This is a genomic window from Agrobacterium sp. InxBP2 (assembly GCF_026191755.1).
Classification (GTDB): domain Bacteria; phylum Pseudomonadota; class Alphaproteobacteria; order Rhizobiales; family Rhizobiaceae; genus Agrobacterium; species Agrobacterium pusense.
The window spans coordinates 88,910-107,692 of record NZ_JAINDY010000023.1 but is presented as its reverse complement, the minus strand read 5'-3'; the positions used below and the strand labels follow the sequence as shown (position 1 = coordinate 107,692).

General features: G+C 59.0%; 15 protein-coding genes. 2 read left to right on the top strand and 13 right to left on the bottom strand.

All coding sequences use genetic code 11. The features are described 5' to 3' along the window. Positions 1–38 precede the first annotated feature (38 nt). The gene (locus K7A42_RS07240; protein ID WP_004444630.1) at positions 39–845 is read right to left on the bottom strand and encodes a transporter substrate-binding domain-containing protein; all 807 of its coding nucleotides are present in this window, start codon (positions 843–845) and stop codon (positions 39–41) included. 445 nt (positions 846–1,290) lie between these two features. Here K7A42_RS07240 and K7A42_RS07235 point away from each other — a divergent pair, with 445 nt between their 5' ends. Beyond that, on the top strand, positions 1,291–2,328 hold the full coding sequence (locus tag K7A42_RS07235) for an Ldh family oxidoreductase (protein ID WP_282455030.1): 1,038 nt from the start codon (positions 1,291–1,293) through the stop codon (positions 2,326–2,328). Positions 2,329–2,615: 287 nt separating this feature from the next. Here the strand turns inward: K7A42_RS07235 and K7A42_RS07230 are convergent, their stop codons facing one another. From K7A42_RS07230 to ftsZ, 3 genes are all read right to left on the bottom strand, one after another. Beyond that, positions 2,616–3,581, bottom strand: coding sequence for a dihydrodipicolinate synthase family protein (locus tag K7A42_RS07230; RefSeq protein ID WP_006700297.1), 966 nt, complete (start codon positions 3,579–3,581; stop codon positions 2,616–2,618). Positions 3,582–3,690: 109 nt separating this feature from the next. Then, a complete protein-coding gene (locus K7A42_RS07225; RefSeq protein ID WP_004444640.1) occupies positions 3,691–4,389 on the bottom strand; it encodes a GntR family transcriptional regulator in 699 nt (232 codons plus the stop codon). 241 nt (positions 4,390–4,630) lie between these two features. Continuing rightward, a complete protein-coding gene (ftsZ, locus tag K7A42_RS07220; protein WP_004444641.1) occupies positions 4,631–5,593 on the bottom strand; it encodes a cell division protein FtsZ in 963 nt (320 codons plus the stop codon). 479 nt (positions 5,594–6,072) lie between these two features. Here ftsZ and K7A42_RS07215 point away from each other — a divergent pair, with 479 nt between their 5' ends. Then, positions 6,073–6,516, top strand: a complete 444-nt coding sequence (locus tag K7A42_RS07215; protein ID WP_006700295.1) for a response regulator — start codon at positions 6,073–6,075, stop codon at positions 6,514–6,516. Between the two features lie 496 nt (positions 6,517–7,012). Here the strand turns inward: K7A42_RS07215 and K7A42_RS07210 are convergent, their stop codons facing one another. The 9 genes from K7A42_RS07210 to K7A42_RS07170 all read right to left on the bottom strand — a co-directional run bounded on the left by K7A42_RS07210 (position 7,013) and on the right by K7A42_RS07170 (position 18,715). Beyond that, positions 7,013–7,159: a DUF1127 domain-containing protein gene (locus tag K7A42_RS07210; protein ID WP_004444643.1), complete on the bottom strand. Its 147-nt coding sequence runs from the start codon at positions 7,157–7,159 to the stop codon at positions 7,013–7,015. Between the two features lie 217 nt (positions 7,160–7,376). Next, positions 7,377–7,979 (bottom strand): acyloxyacyl hydrolase, encoded by a 603-nt coding sequence (locus tag K7A42_RS07205; protein ID WP_162719079.1) that lies wholly within the window; start codon positions 7,977–7,979, stop codon positions 7,377–7,379. Positions 7,980–8,117: 138 nt separating this feature from the next. After that, positions 8,118–9,236, bottom strand: a complete 1,119-nt coding sequence (locus K7A42_RS07200) for an ABC transporter permease (protein WP_035209548.1) — start codon at positions 9,234–9,236, stop codon at positions 8,118–8,120. Beyond that, complete coding sequence (gene rbbA, locus K7A42_RS07195; protein ID WP_112552793.1) at positions 9,233–12,001, bottom strand: ribosome-associated ATPase/putative transporter RbbA; 2,769 nt, start codon at positions 11,999–12,001, stop codon at positions 9,233–9,235. Before rbbA ends, K7A42_RS07200 begins: the two co-directional genes overlap by 4 nt. An 11-nt stretch (positions 12,002–12,012) precedes the next feature. After that, complete coding sequence (locus K7A42_RS07190; protein WP_035209543.1) at positions 12,013–13,077, bottom strand: HlyD family secretion protein; 1,065 nt, start codon at positions 13,075–13,077, stop codon at positions 12,013–12,015. A 415-nt stretch (positions 13,078–13,492) separates the two neighbouring features. After that, positions 13,493–14,866 (bottom strand): alpha-glucosidase/alpha-galactosidase, encoded by a 1,374-nt coding sequence (locus K7A42_RS07185; RefSeq protein WP_112552791.1) that lies wholly within the window; start codon positions 14,864–14,866, stop codon positions 13,493–13,495. A 23-nt stretch (positions 14,867–14,889) separates the two neighbouring features. Continuing rightward, a complete protein-coding gene (locus K7A42_RS07180) occupies positions 14,890–16,557 on the bottom strand; it encodes an ABC transporter ATP-binding protein (RefSeq protein ID WP_112552789.1) in 1,668 nt (555 codons plus the stop codon). Between the two features lie 12 nt (positions 16,558–16,569). Beyond that, positions 16,570–17,706 carry an ABC transporter permease gene (locus K7A42_RS07175; protein WP_108081317.1) on the bottom strand — a complete coding sequence of 379 codons (1,137 nt, stop codon included), beginning with the start codon at positions 17,704–17,706 and terminating at the stop codon, positions 16,570–16,572. 1 nt (position 17,707) lies between these two features. Further along, positions 17,708–18,715, bottom strand: coding sequence for an ABC transporter permease (locus K7A42_RS07170; protein ID WP_100911506.1), 1,008 nt, complete (start codon positions 18,713–18,715; stop codon positions 17,708–17,710). Positions 18,716–18,783 lie beyond the last annotated feature (68 nt).

Genomic DNA, 18,783 nt, shown 5'->3' with positions numbered 1-18,783 from the left:
CGCGATCATTCGACCGCGCCGTTTCCGAAAAGTCCTGATCAGCGATAAACGCCGTTGACGGTGAGCGAAGGCACTTCGCCGCCAACCCATTTTTTGTAGAGCTCGGCGTAGCGGCCGGTGCGAACCTGCTGATTGATGAAGAGGTTCAGGTAGTTGATGAAGCCGTATTCATCCCGGTTGGTGAAGAGCGCGACGTAATCGATGTCGTAAGGCGCCTTGCCGACCACCGAGATACCGGCGAACTTGCCGCTCTTGACGTTGGACTGCGCAACGGTCGACGTGGAAACGGTGGCATCGATCTGCCCCTGGCTCAGGGCAAGGAACACATCAGCCTGGGTCTGGTAAGGACGGAATTCGCCGACGCCCCACTCCTTGACCGACTTTTCAAGCGCAATGGCTTCGAACGTGCCGGCGGTTGCGCCGACCGTCTTGCCCTTCATGTCCTCGAAGGACTTGACGCCGGACTTGTCGTTGGCGGTAACGGCCATTTCGAAGGCAAAGTAAGGCACGGTCATGCCAACCGTTTTGGCGCGCTCCAGCGTATCGGAGGTCGAAGCGACACCGACGTCGACGCGGCCGGACATCAGTGCCGGAATACGCTCGGGGAACGGCGTCTCGACGATTTCAGCCGTGACGCCGAGCGCCTTGGCGAGGTCGTTGCAATAATCGACGTCGAAACCGATAGGATTGTTGGCGTCATCGCGCGCGCCCATGGGCGGGAAGTCGAGCACAACCGCGCAACGCAGCGTGCCAGACGAGATGATGTCGTCAAGCTTGTCGGCCTTGGCCGGGGTGATAGCGGAAGTGGCGGCCAGCAGGCCGGCGAAAATGACCGATTTTTTCATTCTTGATTTGCTCCCAGAATTGGTCTGCCCTTGAAGGCGCGGTCACTATTTCCCCGTGGGGCTGAGAAATCAATAGAAAAATACAATGAGTATACAAAAAGAATTTTTTGCATCTGCGAACTGATGAGGTGTCGCGGATGATTACGCGAGCCGGCGCGGGGGGAGCGAACAAGGTGGGCGAAACATTCAGCCTCCTTCATGCCGTTGCTTGTCACAGGAATCTAGCCAGCCCAAATCTTTGGGCCGAGAGAGGCTTTCCGATGCGCAGACGCGCGTCGACTGCAATCCTGTGACAAGCACAGGAATGAGGGCTTGAGGTATCTTCGTGTTTGAGACGGTGGCCTTCTGCTGTGACTGAGCTTCATCGAAAAGACACGTTGCAATACTCACACCTTTGTATACTTTATGTATTCAAAATGTGCGAGCCCGACATCGGAGGATAATGATGAGCGACACCACCACCTTGACCATTGAAGAGCTTTCGACGCGGGTCGAGGCGATTTTCAGCAAGGCGGGCCTCAATAAGGTGCAGTCGGGCGCATTGGCACGCGTCATCACCGCCGGTGAGCGCGATGCCTGCAAATCGCACGGCATTTACCGTATCGAAGGCGCCCTCCGCACCGTCAAGGCCGGCAAGGTGAATCCGGATGCGATACCTGAAGTGGCCGAAGACGACGGCACGGCCGTCGTCAAGGTCAATGCGCATGGCGGCTTTGCCAACCCCGCCTTCGAACTTGGTCTGCCGGTTCTGGTGGAGCGGGCGAGACGCTCGGGCATCGCAGCACTCGTCGTCAATGACTGCACGCATTTCTCGGCGCTCTGGCCGGAAGTCGAGGGGCTGACCGAAAACGGTCTCGCCGGGCTGGTCATGTGCCCGAGCTATTCCACCGTCGCGCCCACCGGCGGAACCAAGCCTCTGCTTGGCACCAACCCCTTCGCCTTCGGTTGGCCGCGCAAGGACACCTCCCCTTATGTCTTCGATTTCGCGACGTCGGTTGCGGCCCGCGGTGAAATCGAACTACACCGGCGGGCCGGAAAGCCCCTGCCGGAAGGCTGGGCTCTGGACGCCGACGGCAAGCCGACGACCGACCCAGAGGCGGCCCTTGCCGGTTCCATGCTGCCATTTGGCGGCCACAAGGGATCGGCCATCGGCACCATGATCGAGCTTCTCGCCGGCATCATGATCGGCGATCTCACCAGCCCCGAAGCGCTCGAATTTCTCGGCACCACCACGCTTGCCCCCACCCATGGCGAATTGATCGTCGCTTTTTCACCTGAAGCCTTTGCCACGGGCCGCCCCGGCGACCCCTTCCAGCGCGCGGAAGTGCTGTTCGACGCCATTATCGGCCAGGGCGCCCGCCTGCCGTCGGGCCGCCGCTTCACTGCCCGCGCCAAATCCGAAAGCGAAGGCATCACGCTTACCGCCGCCGAAATGGCCGGGCTCGACCGGCTGCTGGAAAAGGGGCTGGACGCGGTTTCCTGACCATTTGGATGGGGAAATGAAAAAAGGCCCGCAATTGCGGGCCTTCATAACGACAACGTCACTCAGCGTTTTTTTTGCGACTGCATAGCATCCCCGCCCTGTCAGCCCGGACTAGATCCGGGGTCCAGCGCGATCAAGTCCTCGATCGCGGAAGAGACCTTTCACGGCGCAGACGCGCCGTGGCTGGATGCCGGATCTAGTCCGGCATGACGGAGGAGAGACATCAAGCCTCATCGCATGCAAAAAAGGCCCGCAGTTGCGGGCCTTTTTTTCACAGCAGCAATATCTCAGGCGGCCTTGCAGGCCTGCACTGCGCCCGGCAGCTTGCTCCAGTCGGCGTACCAGCTGTTGAACAGCTTGAACTGTGCTTCGACATAACCGCGCTGGCTGTCCGTCAGTGCATCTGTTTCGTTGAAGTGCAGCGTGTATTCCTTGTCGCCCTTCAGCACCATCATGTGCTTGAAATAGAGAACCAGATCCGGGCCCTCGTCGAAGGACGAAAGAACGGCCAGCGCCTGTTCCAGTTCCAAGGCGCGTGCGCGGGCATCGGCGTCACCCTTGGCGGCAGCCTGCGACAGCTTGCAGAGGTGGATGACTTCCTTCGGCAGCACGTTGCCGATGCCGGTGATGGCGCCGGTTGCGCCGCAATTGACGAAGCCGTGGAAGACAGCGGTGTCGACACCGATCATCAGCGTGACTTCATCGTCACGGCTGGTGATGTTTTCAGCCGCATAACGCATATCCGCCGGGCCGCCGAATTCCTTGAAACCAACGAGGTTCTTGTGCTCGGCGCGCAGCGCGAAGAAGAGATCGGCGCGGGTCGCAAAACCATAATAGGGGCTGTTATAGATGACGGCAGGGATTTCCGGTGCAGCCGAGAGGATTGCCTTGAAGTGAGCCTTCTGGGCGGCGATGACCGAACCGCGCGACAGAACGCGGGGAATGACCATCAGGCCCTTGGCGCCAACCTTCTGGGCGTGGGCGGCATGGGCAACGGCAGACGCCGTGTTGACCGCTCCGGTGCCGACGATGACGGGAACACCGGCCTTCACCAGACGCTCCACGCCTTCCATGCGCTGCTCGTCCGTCAGGAGCGGCCAGTCGCCCATGGAGCCGCAATAGACCACGGCGGACATGCCATCGGCGATCAGTTCCTTGCCCTTGCGAACAAGCGCATCGAAATCGGGGGTGCGATCATCCTTGCAAGGGGTCATCAAGGCGGGAATCACGCCGGAAAAAATGCTGGCCGTCATTACTAGCTCCTAAGGGACATGTTTTTCGGGAATGGACGCACGTCCGCGCCACCCTTTCGAGAGGGACATTACTATCTTGTATTTTATTTGTCGACAAGAAATCGACAAGCTACAGATTTATTTCCAGCCGTTCGTTTCGCACCAGCAGTTTCTGCACCTGCCGGACGATCTGTTCAGCGTGCTCCCGCGCCAGCCTTTCGGAAAGAGCGATATCGCGTGCGGCAATCGCCTCGATCATCTCTTCATGATCATCGACAAAGCGCTTCGGCAGACGATCGTCATAGGACTGGTAATAAAGCCTGAGAATGCGCCGCCCCTCGTCCAGCAGCCGCTTGAACAGGCTGGTGAAATAGGGGTTGCGCCCGGCCTCCGCGATGGAAAGATGAAGGGCGGCGTTGGTGGAAATCATCGCCAGCGCATCCTGCTCCTCCACCGCAACGGCGAATTCCGCATTATGGGCGCGAATGCCAGCCAGATCTTCCGGACGGTGATATTGCGCGGCAAGCTGGGTCGTTACCCGGTACATCAAGACCAGCGCATCGAAATAGGTGTGCATGTTGAGGAAATCGATGTTCGACACCATGGTGGAGCGGTTCGGCAGCGTATCGATCAGCCCCTCGCCCGAAAGCCGTACCAGCGCCTCACGGATCGGCGTTCGCGACATCTTGAATCGTTCGGCAAGCTGCACTTCATCGATTGGACTGCCGGGTGGCAGGACGAGATCAAGAATCTCGTCGCGCAGCAGATCGTAGACCATCTTCACACCGGAGCCGCGCTTGCGCTCGGCAGAAGCAATTATATCCGTCATAATCAAATCCTTCTTGTCGACATAAAGAGTACTATTATATTTTTTCGTTATCAACGACGTGTCACCGGGTCGCTGGCTTGCATGACGGAATAATTGTTCAAAAACAACAAAAAGCCGTCGCGAAAATTGCCCGCGACGGCTTTCGATCGTTCGGTTTGTGGCGCAGACGTCTTCATCGCGCTTTCACGGCCGAAGCGGCGAATAGCGGCTTCCAACGACGGCGCGACGCCTTAGTCGGAGATCAGTTCCGCAGGCCGGTGGCCACGACGGAAATCTTGAAAGCGCCGTCCAGCGTTGGGTCGAACGAAGCGCCCATCACAACATCGGTTTCCTCGCTGACAGCCTCACGTACCAGCGTCATCGCTTCATCAATCTCGTAAAGCGTCAGGTCGTTGCCGCCGGAAATGGAGACCAGCGCGCCACGGGCTTCCTTCAGCGAGGGCTCACCGAGCAGCGGATTGGCAATGGCCGCTGCCGCTGCTTCCGAAGCACGCTTTTCGCCCTTGGCCTGTGCGGTGCCCATGAGCGCCCGGCCGCCATTCTTCATGACGTATCGCACATCGGCGAAATCGAGATTGACCAGACCTTCACGCAAAATGAGATCGGTGATGCAGCGCACGCCGAGCGACAGCACCTTGTCGGCGGTTTTGAGCGCATTTTCGAAGGTGGTGCCGGCATCGGCAATGCGCAGCAGGTTCTGGTTGGGAATGACGATGACGGTATCGGCCGTGTTGAGCAGATTGGCGAAACCGTACTCAGCAGCCCGCATGCGGCGCACGCCCTCAAAGCTGAAAGGAAGCGTGACGACACCAACTGTGAGAATGTTCTTTGCACGGCAGGCTTCGGCAATAACGGGTGCCGCACCCGTCCCGGTGCCGCCGCCCATGCCGGCGGTGATGAAACACATATCATAGCCGCTCAGGTGATCCATGATCTCGTCGAGGGAATCGATCGCAGCCTGCCGGCCAACCTCGGGATCAGCACCCGCTCCAAGCCCCCCCGTCAGTTCTGAGCTGAGCTGCACGAGCCGTGGCGCATTGGTCTTCTTCAGCGCCTGCGCATCCGTATTGGCCGCGATGAAATCGACGCCGCCAATACCCTCGGCAATCATGTTGTTGATCGCGTTTCCGCCACCGCCACCAACTCCGACGACGGCGATGTTGGGAGTGTTGCGGGCAATGGTGGCGCGCGGAGACTGTGTCATCGTCTAATTCTCTTTCCAAATTCATAGGGTCCCGCGCCGGTTTTGACCGCGGCACGCGATTGATCGGTGGCGTTCCCGCTCTTCCTTCCTGGCGCGCGAAGGAGGCCGTAACGTCTTGAATTTCCATGTAAGCCTTAAGGACCGATTGCGGCCAAAAGACTGGTGCTCCAGCGGCGAAAGATGCGCTACGGCGACGTTCCTCCACCCTTCCCCCGGATGAAAACCAAACCGAATCAACTGCTTCGCTATCAAGAGGTGATAGCCCAAAAGGCACGTTGTTTACACTCCATTCACTATGTTTATCTCACTTTGGAACGAGTTGGCCCGCCGGGTGTTTGCTTGCCGACCGTGCTGAGGCGGCGGGTGATGAGATCAAACAGTCCCGACGCTCCAGATATTGTCGAAGCACCAGACGACCCCAGACCGCGGCGTATTTTTTCAGTTCGGTGCTTGGTAGCGTACTCAATGGAGGCAGGCATATGTTGGCAGACGTTTTGCAGAGTGAACCCGGCTTCCGCATGGAGCAGCCGCGGGTACTGATCGTGGAAGACGAGTTCCTCATCGCCATGGACATAGAGGATTCCATTCTTCAGGCGGATGAAGAGGCAGACGTCATCGGCATCGCCAACAAGCTGGATGATGCTGTGGCACTTGGCCGCCGCGCCGATATTGCCTTTGTCGACGTCAATCTTGCCGATGGACAAACCGGGCCGGAGATCGGGCGACGGCTTTCCGAAGAGCACGGTGTGGTGGTCATCTTCATGACCGCGAACCCCGAGGTCGTGGTCAATCTCGGCATCGGCGCCGGCGTCATCGCCAAGCCCGTTCCGCAAGATGCAGTCGAACAATGCCTCACTTATGCACTCGCCAGACGCGCAGGCACCCGTGCCGTGACGCCCATCGGCATGATGGCATTCGACTGAGATATACCAACACGGAAAACGGTCAAAAACAAAAAAGCCTGCCGCGGGAGGAGGTGCGGCAGGCTTTCTGAAAAGATGAACAGCGATATGGGAGGAGGAAAACCGCTGTCCCCGGGGCAATCCTTTGGGAGGAGGAGTAGGATCACCCGCTTTACGAAAAGGATGTGGGAGGAGGTACATCCGTTTCGATGAGAGGAACATACCATTTCCCTGCGCATTTGACAGGCACAAGGTTGCAGCACAGATATGCGCTGAGCGCATGGCGTCCGTCACGAAGGACGATACCGGGCATTTACCCGCTTCTCGCGGACTCGGCCTTTACCGAGTTCCCAACCTGCACCGAACCTCGACAGCAATCGAGAAGAATGCGGCGCATCCGGTGAGAGCACCGCCTCGCTGTCAGACACCCCCAATGAAGTGCCTTCATTTTCAAACCAAACAAAAACGCCCGCAAAGCGGGCGTTGAAGCATTCAGAATGAGGCGGTATCGCCCTATTTACTTGCCAACAGCGGCGCGAGCGACACTGGTGATCTGGCTGCGATCGATACCGAGATCGTGCAGTTCACGGGTGCTCATGCGGCCGAGTTCGGTGATGGTCTGACGATATTTGCGCCAATTGTTGAAGCTGCGTGCTACGTTCATGACATTACCCTTTCTGAGGTTTAGGTGACGTCAGTAACGTTTTCGTTCCGGCGTCCTTCGATGACCTCTATATGCGCTTTCCAATGGGGATTTAACAGGCAAAATAAGGCAATCCACCCATGCATCAGACGCAAGGGTTGCTGGCGCCAGTTTGCGTTGAAACAGAAACGTGGCTGAAATCCAGACAGTTCGCAGGACCTTATAACGTCGCGGCGGCTTAGAACTTGTAGCGGACTCCGAACACGTTGGCGTTTGTGGCGCCCTTCATGTTGCCAAGTGTTTTGCCGCCACCGGAACGGTGGTGGAGGCGCCAGAAGAATTCCGTCGAGGAACCCTCGCTGAAAGACACGTTGATTTCCGGCCCCAGATAAAAAAGGACATTGGCGTTGCCGTCGTCCTTGATTTCCTGTTCGCGCTCGCGGCCTGGCTGCGCATCCGTAACAAGGCTGAGCCCTGCTGTAAAACTTGGGGTGATGAACAGTCGTTCTCCAAGCCTGATCTGTTCATAACGCGCGACCGGGCCCGCCCACACCTCGCCGGTGAAGCCCTTGCCGAACCTGGCGGCCATGCCGACCTCACCGCCCAGTTTTATATTGCCGATACGGTAAGGATAGAACTGATAGCCGCCGCCGATGACAGCGTTACTCTCATAGTCCACGGGAATAAGCGCCGCGCTTTTCAGCATGTCTTCTTTTGTCATGGCGCCAGCGAAGCCGAATATCGCCTCACTCGTCTCAGAGGTCATATCCTCCGACGCGAAAGATGACGTGGCAGCCAGTGCGACCATGGCTGCCGTCGACAGACGTGCTGCAATATTCATCGTGCTACTCCTGAACAAAGCCCGCTTTACCCAGCCGTCCTCATAGGCATAATCGCGGAAGGCGAACATACCGTTACCGAACACAATTAATTCAACTTGCGTGGAATCGGCTGAAACATGCGCGTGATCCCGATGCTGTCAGCGCAGGAAACGCCTGAACCGGCGAAGCGCAAAAACGAAAAGAGCCGAGCCGATGGCCAGCAGCGCCAGCAGTTGCGGCCAGACCACATCCAGCCCCGCCCCTCTGAAAAGCACCGATTGCGCCAGGATGATGAAATGGGTGTTTGGCGCAAGAAGCATGATGTACTGGATGATATCAGGCATGCTTTCGCGAGGCGTCATGGCGCCGGAAAGCACCTGCAACGGCAACAAAAACAGGATCAGCAACATGCCGAATTGCGGCATGGACCCGGCGACTGTCGCGAGAAAAATTCCCATGGAAGTCATGGCGAAGAGTTGCAATGCCGTTCCGAGCAGGAAAAGAGAAAGCGAGCCTTCGATGGGAATGGCAAGCAGGCCCCTCACCACCACGAACAGCGAAAATGCAGAGGCCACCAGCACGACCAGCCCCATGGACCACACCTTGCTGAGCATGATTTCCAGCGGCGTCACTGGCATGACCAGCAGATGCTCGACCGTTCCGTGTTCTCGCTCGCGAATGAGCGCCGCGCCCGTCAGCACGATGGATAGCATGGTAATGGCAGTGATGATGTTGTTGATGGAGCCAAACCAGGACTTGTCCAGTTCCGGATTGAAGCGGGAACGTAGCGTGAGATCCACCGGCACCGAGGTCGCGCCGCGATAGCGGTCGACATACTCCTGTATTTCGCTCGTCACGATGCTCTGCACGTAACCACCACCGCTGAAAGCCTGGCTCATGCGGGTGGCGTCGATATTGAGCTGGATGGCCGGCTGCTGTCCGGCCATCAGCCGGCGCTGGAAATCCGGTGGAATGTTGAGCGCGAAGGTATCGAGGCCCGCATCCATGCGCTTGTCCATTTCAGCGATGGAAATCTGCTTCGGCGGGGAGAAATAGGGCGGATAAAACGCCGTGCTGATGCGGCTGGAAAGCGGCGACTGATCCTCATCGACAATGGCGATGGCCGCGTTGTTCAGCGTCTCCGGCAGCGCGCTGGAACCGGTATAGATCTGCAGCGTGAAGGCATAAACGATAAGCAGCATCAGCATTCCGTCTCGCGCGAGACCGCGCAGTTCCTTTATGCCGAGCTGGAAGATGTTGGACGAAAAAAGCCTCATGACGCCTGCTTTCTCAAAAGTGCAGCGCCGGCAATGAGGAGCAGTGGAATGGCGATTAGAAGCGGTAGAAAAGAGCCGGAAAGTCCGGCGAAATCCAGGCCCTTGGAGAAAGTTCCGCGCGAAATGGTCATGAAATAGGTGGCAGGATAGACGTTGCCGATAAAGGCGCCCGCCCCTTGCAGCGACGAGACGGGATCGATCATGCCCGAATATTGCGTCGCCGGAATGAGCGTCAGAAGAGCCGTGCCGAAGATTGCCGCAATCTGGCTCTTCATGAAGGAAGACATGAGGAGGCCGATGGATGTGGCGATGATGACATAGAGCAGCGCGCCCGTCGCATAAGCGAGATAACTTCCGGTGAACGGCACCTGAAAGATGAAGACCGCAAATGCCGTCAGAAGCACGAAATTGAGCATGCCAAGGGCGACATAGGGAAGCTGCTTGCCGATCAGGAATTCCAGCCGCGTGGTCGGCGTCACGTATAGATTGACGATCGAACCGAGCTCTTTTTCCCTGACGACGCTGAGGGCCGCCAGCATTGCGGGGATGAGCATGAGAAGCAGCGGAATGACCGCCGGCACCATGGCGACAAGGCTCTTGACGTCGGGATTGTAACGATAGCGCGTTTCGATGCTGAAGCTGCTTTGCGTGGCCGCGCTGCCGTAAATCTCGGCGGCCTTCCGCGCCAGCCATGTCTGATGCATGCCCTGCACGTAACCGCGAACGGTCTCCGCCCGCTGCGGCATGGCGCCGTCTATCCAGGCTCCTACCTCCACAGTCTTGCCGCGCAAGACATCGCGGCCAAAGCCAGGAGGAATTTCTATGGCAAGGCTCAGTTCGCCATCACGCATCCGCCGGTCCATATCGGCATAGTCCCGGATAGGTTTCTTCTCGATGAAATAACGGGAGCCGGCAATGTCGAGCACGTAATCGCGGCTGATAGTGGAATCGTCGCGATCCAGCACCGCGAAAGTCAGGTCCTCGACATCGAGATTGATGCCGTATCCGATGACGAACATCAGGATGACGCTGCCGAGCACGGCCAGCGTGCCGCGAATGGGATCGCGCTGCAGTTCCAGTGCCTCGCGGCGCGTATAGCTGAACATGCGCCTGAAATCGAAAAATCTCTTGCGGGTGGGCGCCGCATGTTGCGTCACCTGCACGTCCGCTGCTGCCACAGATGCTGTCGCAGGCGCGTCCCTCGTAACCCCGGAAGCATCTTCCAGATAGGCGACGAAAGCCTCTTCAAGTGTTGCGGCATTACGGCTTCTGGTGATCGCCTCGGGCGTATCGCTGATCAACACCTTGCCGGCGTGCATCAGCGAAATCCGGTCGCAGCGCTCCGCCTCGTTCATGAAATGGGTGGAGATGAAGATGGTGACGTTATCGTTGCGCGAGAGATCGGCGAGGATTTGCCAGAAGCCGTCCCGCGCCACCGGGTCGACACCAGAGGTCGGCTCATCGAGGATGAGAATATCGGGCGAATGGATCATCGCCACCGCCAGCGACAGCCTCTGCCGGATGCCAAGCGGCAGGTCGTCTGGCAGCGTGTCCATGACCGCGCCAAGATCGAAACGCTCCGCCATTTCGGCGATACGCGGTTGAATTGCCTCTTCAGGCAGCTTGAACAGGCGGGCGTGCAGATTAAGGTTCTGCCGCACCGTCAGTTCGGAATAGAGCGAGAAGGCCTGGCTCATGTAACCGACGCGGTGGCGGATCGCCATGTCGCTCGCATCCACCTTGTGTCCGAAGAGCTTCGCCTCTCCTTCGCTGGCGGCCAGAAGGCCCGTCAGCATCTTCATGGTGGTGGATTTTCCGCAGCCATTGGAGCCGAGAAAGCCAAAAATCTCGCCGCGCGGAATCTTGAAGCTGACATTGTCGACGGCGGTGAAATCGCCGAAACGCATGCTAAGGTGCAATGCCTCGATGGCATAATCACCCTCACCGGTCGGCTTTCGTGGCGCGATATGGACTTCGTGGTAATCCTTGCGCTTTTCTTCGGGAAGAAGCGCGATGAAGGCGGCGTCGAGATTGGGTGCCGCGGTGCGGTCGAGAAGTTCGGCGGGCGAGCCGGTGGCAAGAATCTTGCCGCCATCCATGGCAACCAGCCAGTCGAAACCGGCGGCCTCCTCCATATAGGCCGTTGCGACGATGACGCTCATGCCCGGACGCCCGGCACGGATAGAGTCGATCAGTTCCCAGAACTGCCGCCGCGACAAAGGATCAACGCCTGTCGTCGGCTCGTCCAGGATAAGCAGGTCCGGGTCGTGGATGAGCGCGCAGCAGAGCCCCAGCTTCTGTTTCATACCGCCGGAGAGCTTCATCGCGGGACGATCGGCAAAAGGTTCGAGGCCGGTACTCTTCAGCAATTCGGCGATACGCGCCTGCCGTTCCCTTCCGTCCTGTCCGAACAGCCGCCCGAAAAAGTCGATGTTTTCAAAGACCGACAGGGTGGGATAGAGGTTCTTGCCAAGGCCCTGCGGCATATAGGCAATACGCGGGCAGGTATCCTCGCGGTGGCGCGGATTGGACATGTCGCCGCCCAGAACCTCCACCTTGCCCTTCTGGATGGCGCGCGCGCCCGAAACCAGCGACAACAGGCTCGATTTGCCGACGCCGTCAGGCCCGATGAGCCCTATCATCAGCCCGGCGGGTATCTCGACCGATATGTCGTCCAGCGCAACCGTGCTTCCGAAGGTCAACCGCACATCGGTCAATCGCGCAACGGGTGAGTTCCTGTCATTCGTTTCGGGAGGCGCGACCATAGCGGCCACCCTCACTTGACGAGATTGCGTTCGAGATTCTCCGGCCAGGCGGCCTCCGGATCAAGCCGGACATAGGCCATGCCGGGCAGCCCGGTTTTCACATATTGAATATATTTCTGCAGAAGTGCCTGGGGGATTTGCGCCCTTACCCGGAATGTAAGCTTCTGGCGTTCCTCTTCGGTCTCCACCGTTTTCGGTGTGAACTGCGCGACATCCGCGACGAAGGACACTTTTGCCGGAATGGTGTATTGGGGGGCGGCATCCAGTATCAGTCGAACATCAGACCCCATGGACGTGCGGCCAGCCTCGGCCGTTGGCAGGAAAAACGTCATATAGACGTCGCCGAGATCGACGAGGTTCAGAACCCGTCCACCGGCGGAAAGCACTTCTCCGGGCTGGGCGATGCGATATTGCACGCGACCGTCGCGGGGCGATTTCAGCGTCGCATCGGCTATGTCAGTCTCGATGCTCTCGATGTCAGCCTGTGCGGCGTCTACCGCCGCTTCGGCGTCGACGATCTGCGCCTTGGCGGCGTTGATCGCGGCGTCGGAAGCCGCAAGCGAGGCCTGCGCAGAGGCGAGCGTTGCGCGGGCGGACTGCTCGGCGGCCTCGCTGTCATCAACGATCTGCTGCGAGACCGCATTGCCCGTCAGCAATTGTTTCGAGCGTGCATTGGTCTTGGAGGCGGAATCGAGCTGGGCCTTGCGCTGTTCCACCACCGCAAGCGCCGACGTCTTTTCCGCTTCACGCTGGGCGACAAGACTGTGGGCCGTGTCGATTGCTATTTTCGCACGGCGAAGCTGTGCTTCCGCCTGGCGTTTCCTCGCCTCCAGCTGGGCCGTATCCATCTGCGCCAGAACCTGTCCGGCCTTCACGAAATCACCCTCGCGGACCATAATATCCTGAAGGCGGCCGGCGGTCTTGGTGGAGATATCGATCTCGACGGCCTCGATGCGACCGTTACTGGCCACGAATCCCGAAGGCAGGCCCTCGGCCGTCAGCTTCGACCAGGCGAAATAGCCGGCCACGGCCAGAACCACAACCGCCAGACCAATGAGCAAGCCCTTTTTAGACATCCGTCTTCCCCATGAACCCTTCAGGTTTCAACCGTAGTACGATAAAACCGAAGAAGCCAGCCACCATCACGTTCATAATTCGTACCTGGTATTTCCCGCACTGAAAGCGGAATAACCGGTTTCCGGGACTGTCTACGCCAGCGAGCGGCCTGCAGCCTTGACACAAGTCAAGCGGCGAAAGGATTTAATGGAGAGCGTCATCAAGGCGCCCCCGTTCGCCGGCAGTTAACCGGCTCACCTTTGAGAACACCGACGGTACCAAGCGATCATACCGATGCCGCGCCAACCCCTCGACAATCGGACGTCATCCTCGAGCTTGTCCCGAGAATGACAGAGTAGGGTCTTCGATAGCGCTTGCGGAAGGATGATGTGGGCTCGCTGCACACCTCCGATCCGTTATTGAGGGCGATGATGTTTACACAGCCCGCGCCCGTTTCACCTCCGCCTGCGTCCATTCCGGCAGCCAGTCACTATGGGCCAGCAGCAGATCGTCCACCAGCGACCAAATCTGATCGAGATCGAGTTCCGCCGCAGTATGCGGGTCCATCATCGCGGCGTGAAAGATGTGGTCGCGGTTTTCGCTCATCAACGCCCGCACGGTCAGCTCCTGAACATTGATGTTGGTGCGCATCAGCGCGGTGAGCTGCGGTGGCAACTCGCCGATGAAGGTGGGCTGCACGCCGTTATGATCGACCAGGCACGGCACTTCCGCCGCGCAATCCGATGGCAGCGAGGTGATGCAGCCATTGTTGCGCTGGTTGCCGTAAATGACCGATGGTTCGCCGGTCCAGACCGAATTTATGATCGAGGAGGCATATTCCTTCGACTGCTTGACCTCGATCTTTTCGGCCGAACGATAGGCCGCCGCCTGGCCCTTCCAGCGCTCGATCTGTTCGATGCAGCGCTTCGGATATTCATCGAGCGGGATGCCGAATTTCTCGATCAGGTCCTCACGGCCTTCCTTGATGAAATAGGGTGTGTATTCGGCGAAATGTTCGGAACTTTCGGTGACGAAATAACCAAGCCGCGTCAGCATCTCGTAACGCACCTTGTTGGGGCAGCGCGGGTTCCAGCCGGGTTTTGGCGCGCGGCCTTCGCGATAGGCGCGCACGAGATCGGGGTAGAGATTCTTGTAGCTCCCGTCCGGCTGGCGATGTTCGAATTCCAGGAAGAACGCCATGTGGTTAATGCCGGCCGAACGATAACGGATGTCCTCGTAGGGAATATCGAGATCATGGGCGAGTTCCATCGCCGTGCCCTGCACGGAATGGCAAAGACCCACCTGCCGGATCGTCGGATATTTTTCGGCAATCGCCCAGGTGTTTATCGCCATGGGATTCACATATTGCAGCATGATGGCATTCGGGCAGACGGCCAGCATGTCCTCGCAAATCTTCCAGAGGTGAGGCACGGTGCGCAAGCCGCGCATGATGCCGCCGACGCCAAGTGTGTCAGCAATGGTCTGGCGCAGCCCATACTTACGCGGCACTTCGAAATCAGTGACCGTGCACGGCTCGTATCCGCCGATCTGGAACGCCACGATAACAAAATCCGCGCCGGAAAGCGCCTTTTTCTGGTCGGTATAGGTCTCGGCCTTCGCCTTTGCTCCGAGCGTCGAAATCAGCTTGTTGACGACGATGGCGCTTTCTTCCAGCCTTTCACGGTTGATATCCATCAGCGCGATTGTGGCGCCGGAAAGGGCCGGACGCTGCAGCACGTCACCGATGATGTTCTTCATGAACACCGTGGAACCTGCGCCGATGAATGCAATCTTGGGATCTCTTGCCATGTCTACCTCCGGCAATTGGGAATTCAAGCGATTTCGAAGGCGGCTCGCACAAGCCGCTGTGTATATTCAGTTTTTGGCTGACTGAGCACGTGCTCGACAGGCCCCTCTTCGACAATCCGGCCGCGCTGCATGACGATGACGCGGTGGCAGAGGGCGCGGACCACTTTCAGGTCGTGGGAGATGAACAGGTAGCTCAAGCCACGCTCATCCTGCAGCTTGCGCAGGAGATCGATGATCTGCGCCTGCACGGAAAGATCGAGTGCGGAGGTCGGCTCATCGAGCAGGATGAATTCCGGCTCCAGCGCCACTGCGCGGGCAATCGCGATGCGCTGTCTTTGGCCGCCGGAGAACTCATGCGGGAAACGCGAGAGGATGTTGCCGGGCATGCCTGCCGCCTCCAGTGCGTCACGCACCCGATCCAGCCTTTCGGCTTTCGTTTTGCCGAGACCGTTGATGATGAGGCCTTCCTCGATGATCTGGCCAATGGTCATGCGGGGGTTGAGCGAGGCAAAGGGATCCTGGAAGACGATCTGCATCCGCGAACGCAAAGGCCGCATTTCAGCCCGGGAACGGCCATCGACCCTCTGACCGTCAAAAACGACCTCGCCGCCCACAGGGTCGTTCAACCGGAGCAGGGACTGGCCGAAGGTCGTCTTTCCGGAGCCGGATTCACCGACGAGCCCCAGTGTCTCGTGCCGCCTGAGCGTCAAGCCGAGACTGTCGACCGCTATCAGCTCCTTGAGTTCTGGTTTGAACAGGCCGCCATATCGCATCATGAAGGAAACGCGCACGCCGCTTGCCGTCAGGAGGACGCCGGAGTTCTCCGGCAGCGGCTTTGCCGTGCCCCGAGGTTCGGAAGCAATCAGCCTTTCCGTGTAGGGATGCTGCGGCGCTGCAAACAGCCGCTCCGTGGTATTGTGCTCACGCATCTCGCCGTGCTGCATGACATAGACGTAATCGGAAAACTGCTTCACGATCGTCAGATCATGGGTGATGAGGACCACGGCCATGCCGCGCTTCTTCTGGAGATCCCGGATGAGGTTGAGTATCTGCGCCTGCACCGTCACATCCAGCGCGGTCGTTGGTTCGTCGGCAATCAGCACGTCAGGATCATTGGAGAGCGCCATGGCGATCATGACGCGTTGGCGCTGGCCGCCGGAAAGCTGGTGCGGATATTGTTTGAGCCGCGCTTCCGGCTCCGGTATCTGCACCTGGCGCAACAGATCGAGCGCCCTCGCCTCCGCTTGCTTCTTGCTCAACTTCGAGTGGACGCGGATTGCCTCTACAATCTGGCTGCCGATCGTATAGATCGGGTTCAGCGAACTCATCGGCTCTTGAAAGATCATCGAGATGCGATTGCCGCGCAGCGCCCGGCGCTGGCGCGACGAGAATTTCAGGATGTCGTCGCCGTTGAACCGGACGACTGCCGATTTCGCGACTGTGGCGCGCTTGGTCAACAAGCCCATGACGGTGCGGGCGGTGACCGATTTTCCCGAACCGGATTCGCCGACGATGGCGATGGTCTCACCCCGGTAAAGCTGGAAGGAAATGTCCTTCACGGCCTCCACCATTCCGTGCTCCACCTTGAAGGTCACGGCGATGTTGCGGGCATCGATGATGGCGTTATCCTGACGATCATCCGCGTCGAAGCGGATGGCGGGGGCGAAGGTGTTGTTCAGGGCAGCTACCATGTCACGCTCCTCTCAATAGGGATCGACGGCATCGCGCAGGCCGTCGCCCAGTGCGTTGAAGGCAAAGACGGTGACAAGGACGAAACCGACCGGTGCAAGAATCCAGGGATAGGAACCTATGACCGAATAGGTAGCGGTATCCTGCAGCATCAGCCCCCAGGAGATCAGCGGCGGCTTTACCGCAAAGCCGAGGAAACCGAGGAAGGATTCGAGCAGCACGACGCTTGGAATATGCAAGGTCACCGCGACGATCACATGGCTCATCACATTCGGCAGGATGTGCTGGAAGATGATACGCCTGTCGGTGGCGCCAACAGCGATCGCCGCCCGGACATAATCGATCCGCGCCAGTGCCAGCGTCTTGCCGCGCACCTCCCTCGACATCTGCGCCCAGCCAAGCGCCGACATGACGCCGACCACAAAGACGAGGAACACGGTGGTTGGTGCGGTGACGGGAATAAGGGAAGTCAGCGCGAGATAGAGAGGCAATTGCGGGAAGGCGAGCACCACCTCCACGAAACGCTGCACCCAGGCATCCAGCGGCCCGCCGAAATAGCCGGAAATCAGCCCGACGCTGGTGCCGATGACGGTAACGATGGCGACAACACTGAGTGCAATGGCAAGCGAGATGCGCGAGCCGTAGATGGCGCGCGACAGCACGTCGCGTCCGAATTTATCGGTTCCTAGGAAATGCACGGGCTGGCCATCGGTAGAGCCGAAGAAGTGCCGGCTCATCGGAATGAGACCCAGAAGTTTGTATTCGGCACCCTTCACGAAGAAGCCGAGATGGACGGGATTGTCGTAGTCGGGGCCAACAATGGGCTGGAAAGTGACCGGATCGAGCTCTTCCGTCTCCGCAATGGCATAGACGCGTGGCGCGAGGCTGAAATTGCCGTCCTTGTCGGTGAACCGGACCACCTGCGGCGGTGAAAAGCTGCCATGGGTTTCGAGCGGGTTCATCGGCGCGAAGAAGTCCGCAAAAATGGAGATGAGGATCAGCAGCACCACCAGTACCAGCCCGACCATACCCGTGAAGGATCGTCTGAGACGCCGCCAGACAAGCGCCAGATAGGTCTCGTTGCCATTGGCGGAGCGGTCGGGTTTTGCCGCGGCGGCCGTTTCGGTTTTCATCTCGTCAAACGCCATCATCTCAGGCCCTCCCGAATTCGCGGACGCGCGGGTCGAGCATGGCGAGCAGCATATCGGCGATGATGTTGCCGACGATCAGCGTGGCGGCCAGCACCATCATGAAGGTCGCGGTGACATAGACGTCCCCCACCGCCATGGAGCCGACGATGGCCGGGCCGACGGTCGGCAACGCGAAGATGATCGCGGTCTCGATCTCGCCGCTCAGCATGTAGGGCAGCACCACGCCCTGATACATGACGAGCGGGTGCACGGCATTCGGCACCGCATGGCGCATGATGACGGCGCCTTCCGAAAGGCCCTTGGCACGCGCCGTCTCGACATATTGCGCATTCAGCGTATCGAGCAGATTGCCGCGCATCACCCGCATATTGTAGGCCAGCCCCCCGAAGACGGCGATAGCGACGACCGGCCAGACGTGGCTGACCAGATCGACGAATTTCGCCCATGACCACGGCGCACCGCCATATTGCGGTGAAAAGAAACTGCCGATCTCCGACACATCGAAATGAAATACCATGAGGTAGACGAGGATCAGCGCCATCAGGAATCGCGGGATCGTCATGCCCAGGAAGGCAATGGTGGAGAGCAGGTTGTCGACCCAGGAATATTGCCGTGTGGCGGCCCATATGCCGAAAGCGATGCCAAGTACCGATGCGAAGATGTGGCAGACCAGCGCCAGAGCGATAGTGCGCGGCAGGCGTTCGCCAACCACATCGGCGACCGGCTTGTTGTAATAAAAGCTGTAGCCGAAATCGCCGCGGGCGAGGATGCCGCCGATCCAGTTGAAATATTGAATAACGAGCGGCTTATCGAGCCCGTGTTCGATGCGGTATGCCTGCGCCTGCGCTTCCGCCTGCTCGAAGGACGCCCCGCCCTGGTTCATCAGCTGCGAGCGGATGTAGTCGGCATAGTCGCCGGGCGGCGCCTGGATGATGGCGAAAGTCACCACGCTCAGGATCAACAGCACTGGAATGGCGGATGCCACGCGTATCGTCAGAAATCTCAGCATCGAACGGTCTTCCTCGGTTTGGATTGGCCGTGTGTTGCCGGCCGCGCTTCACGCGCGACCGGTACCGG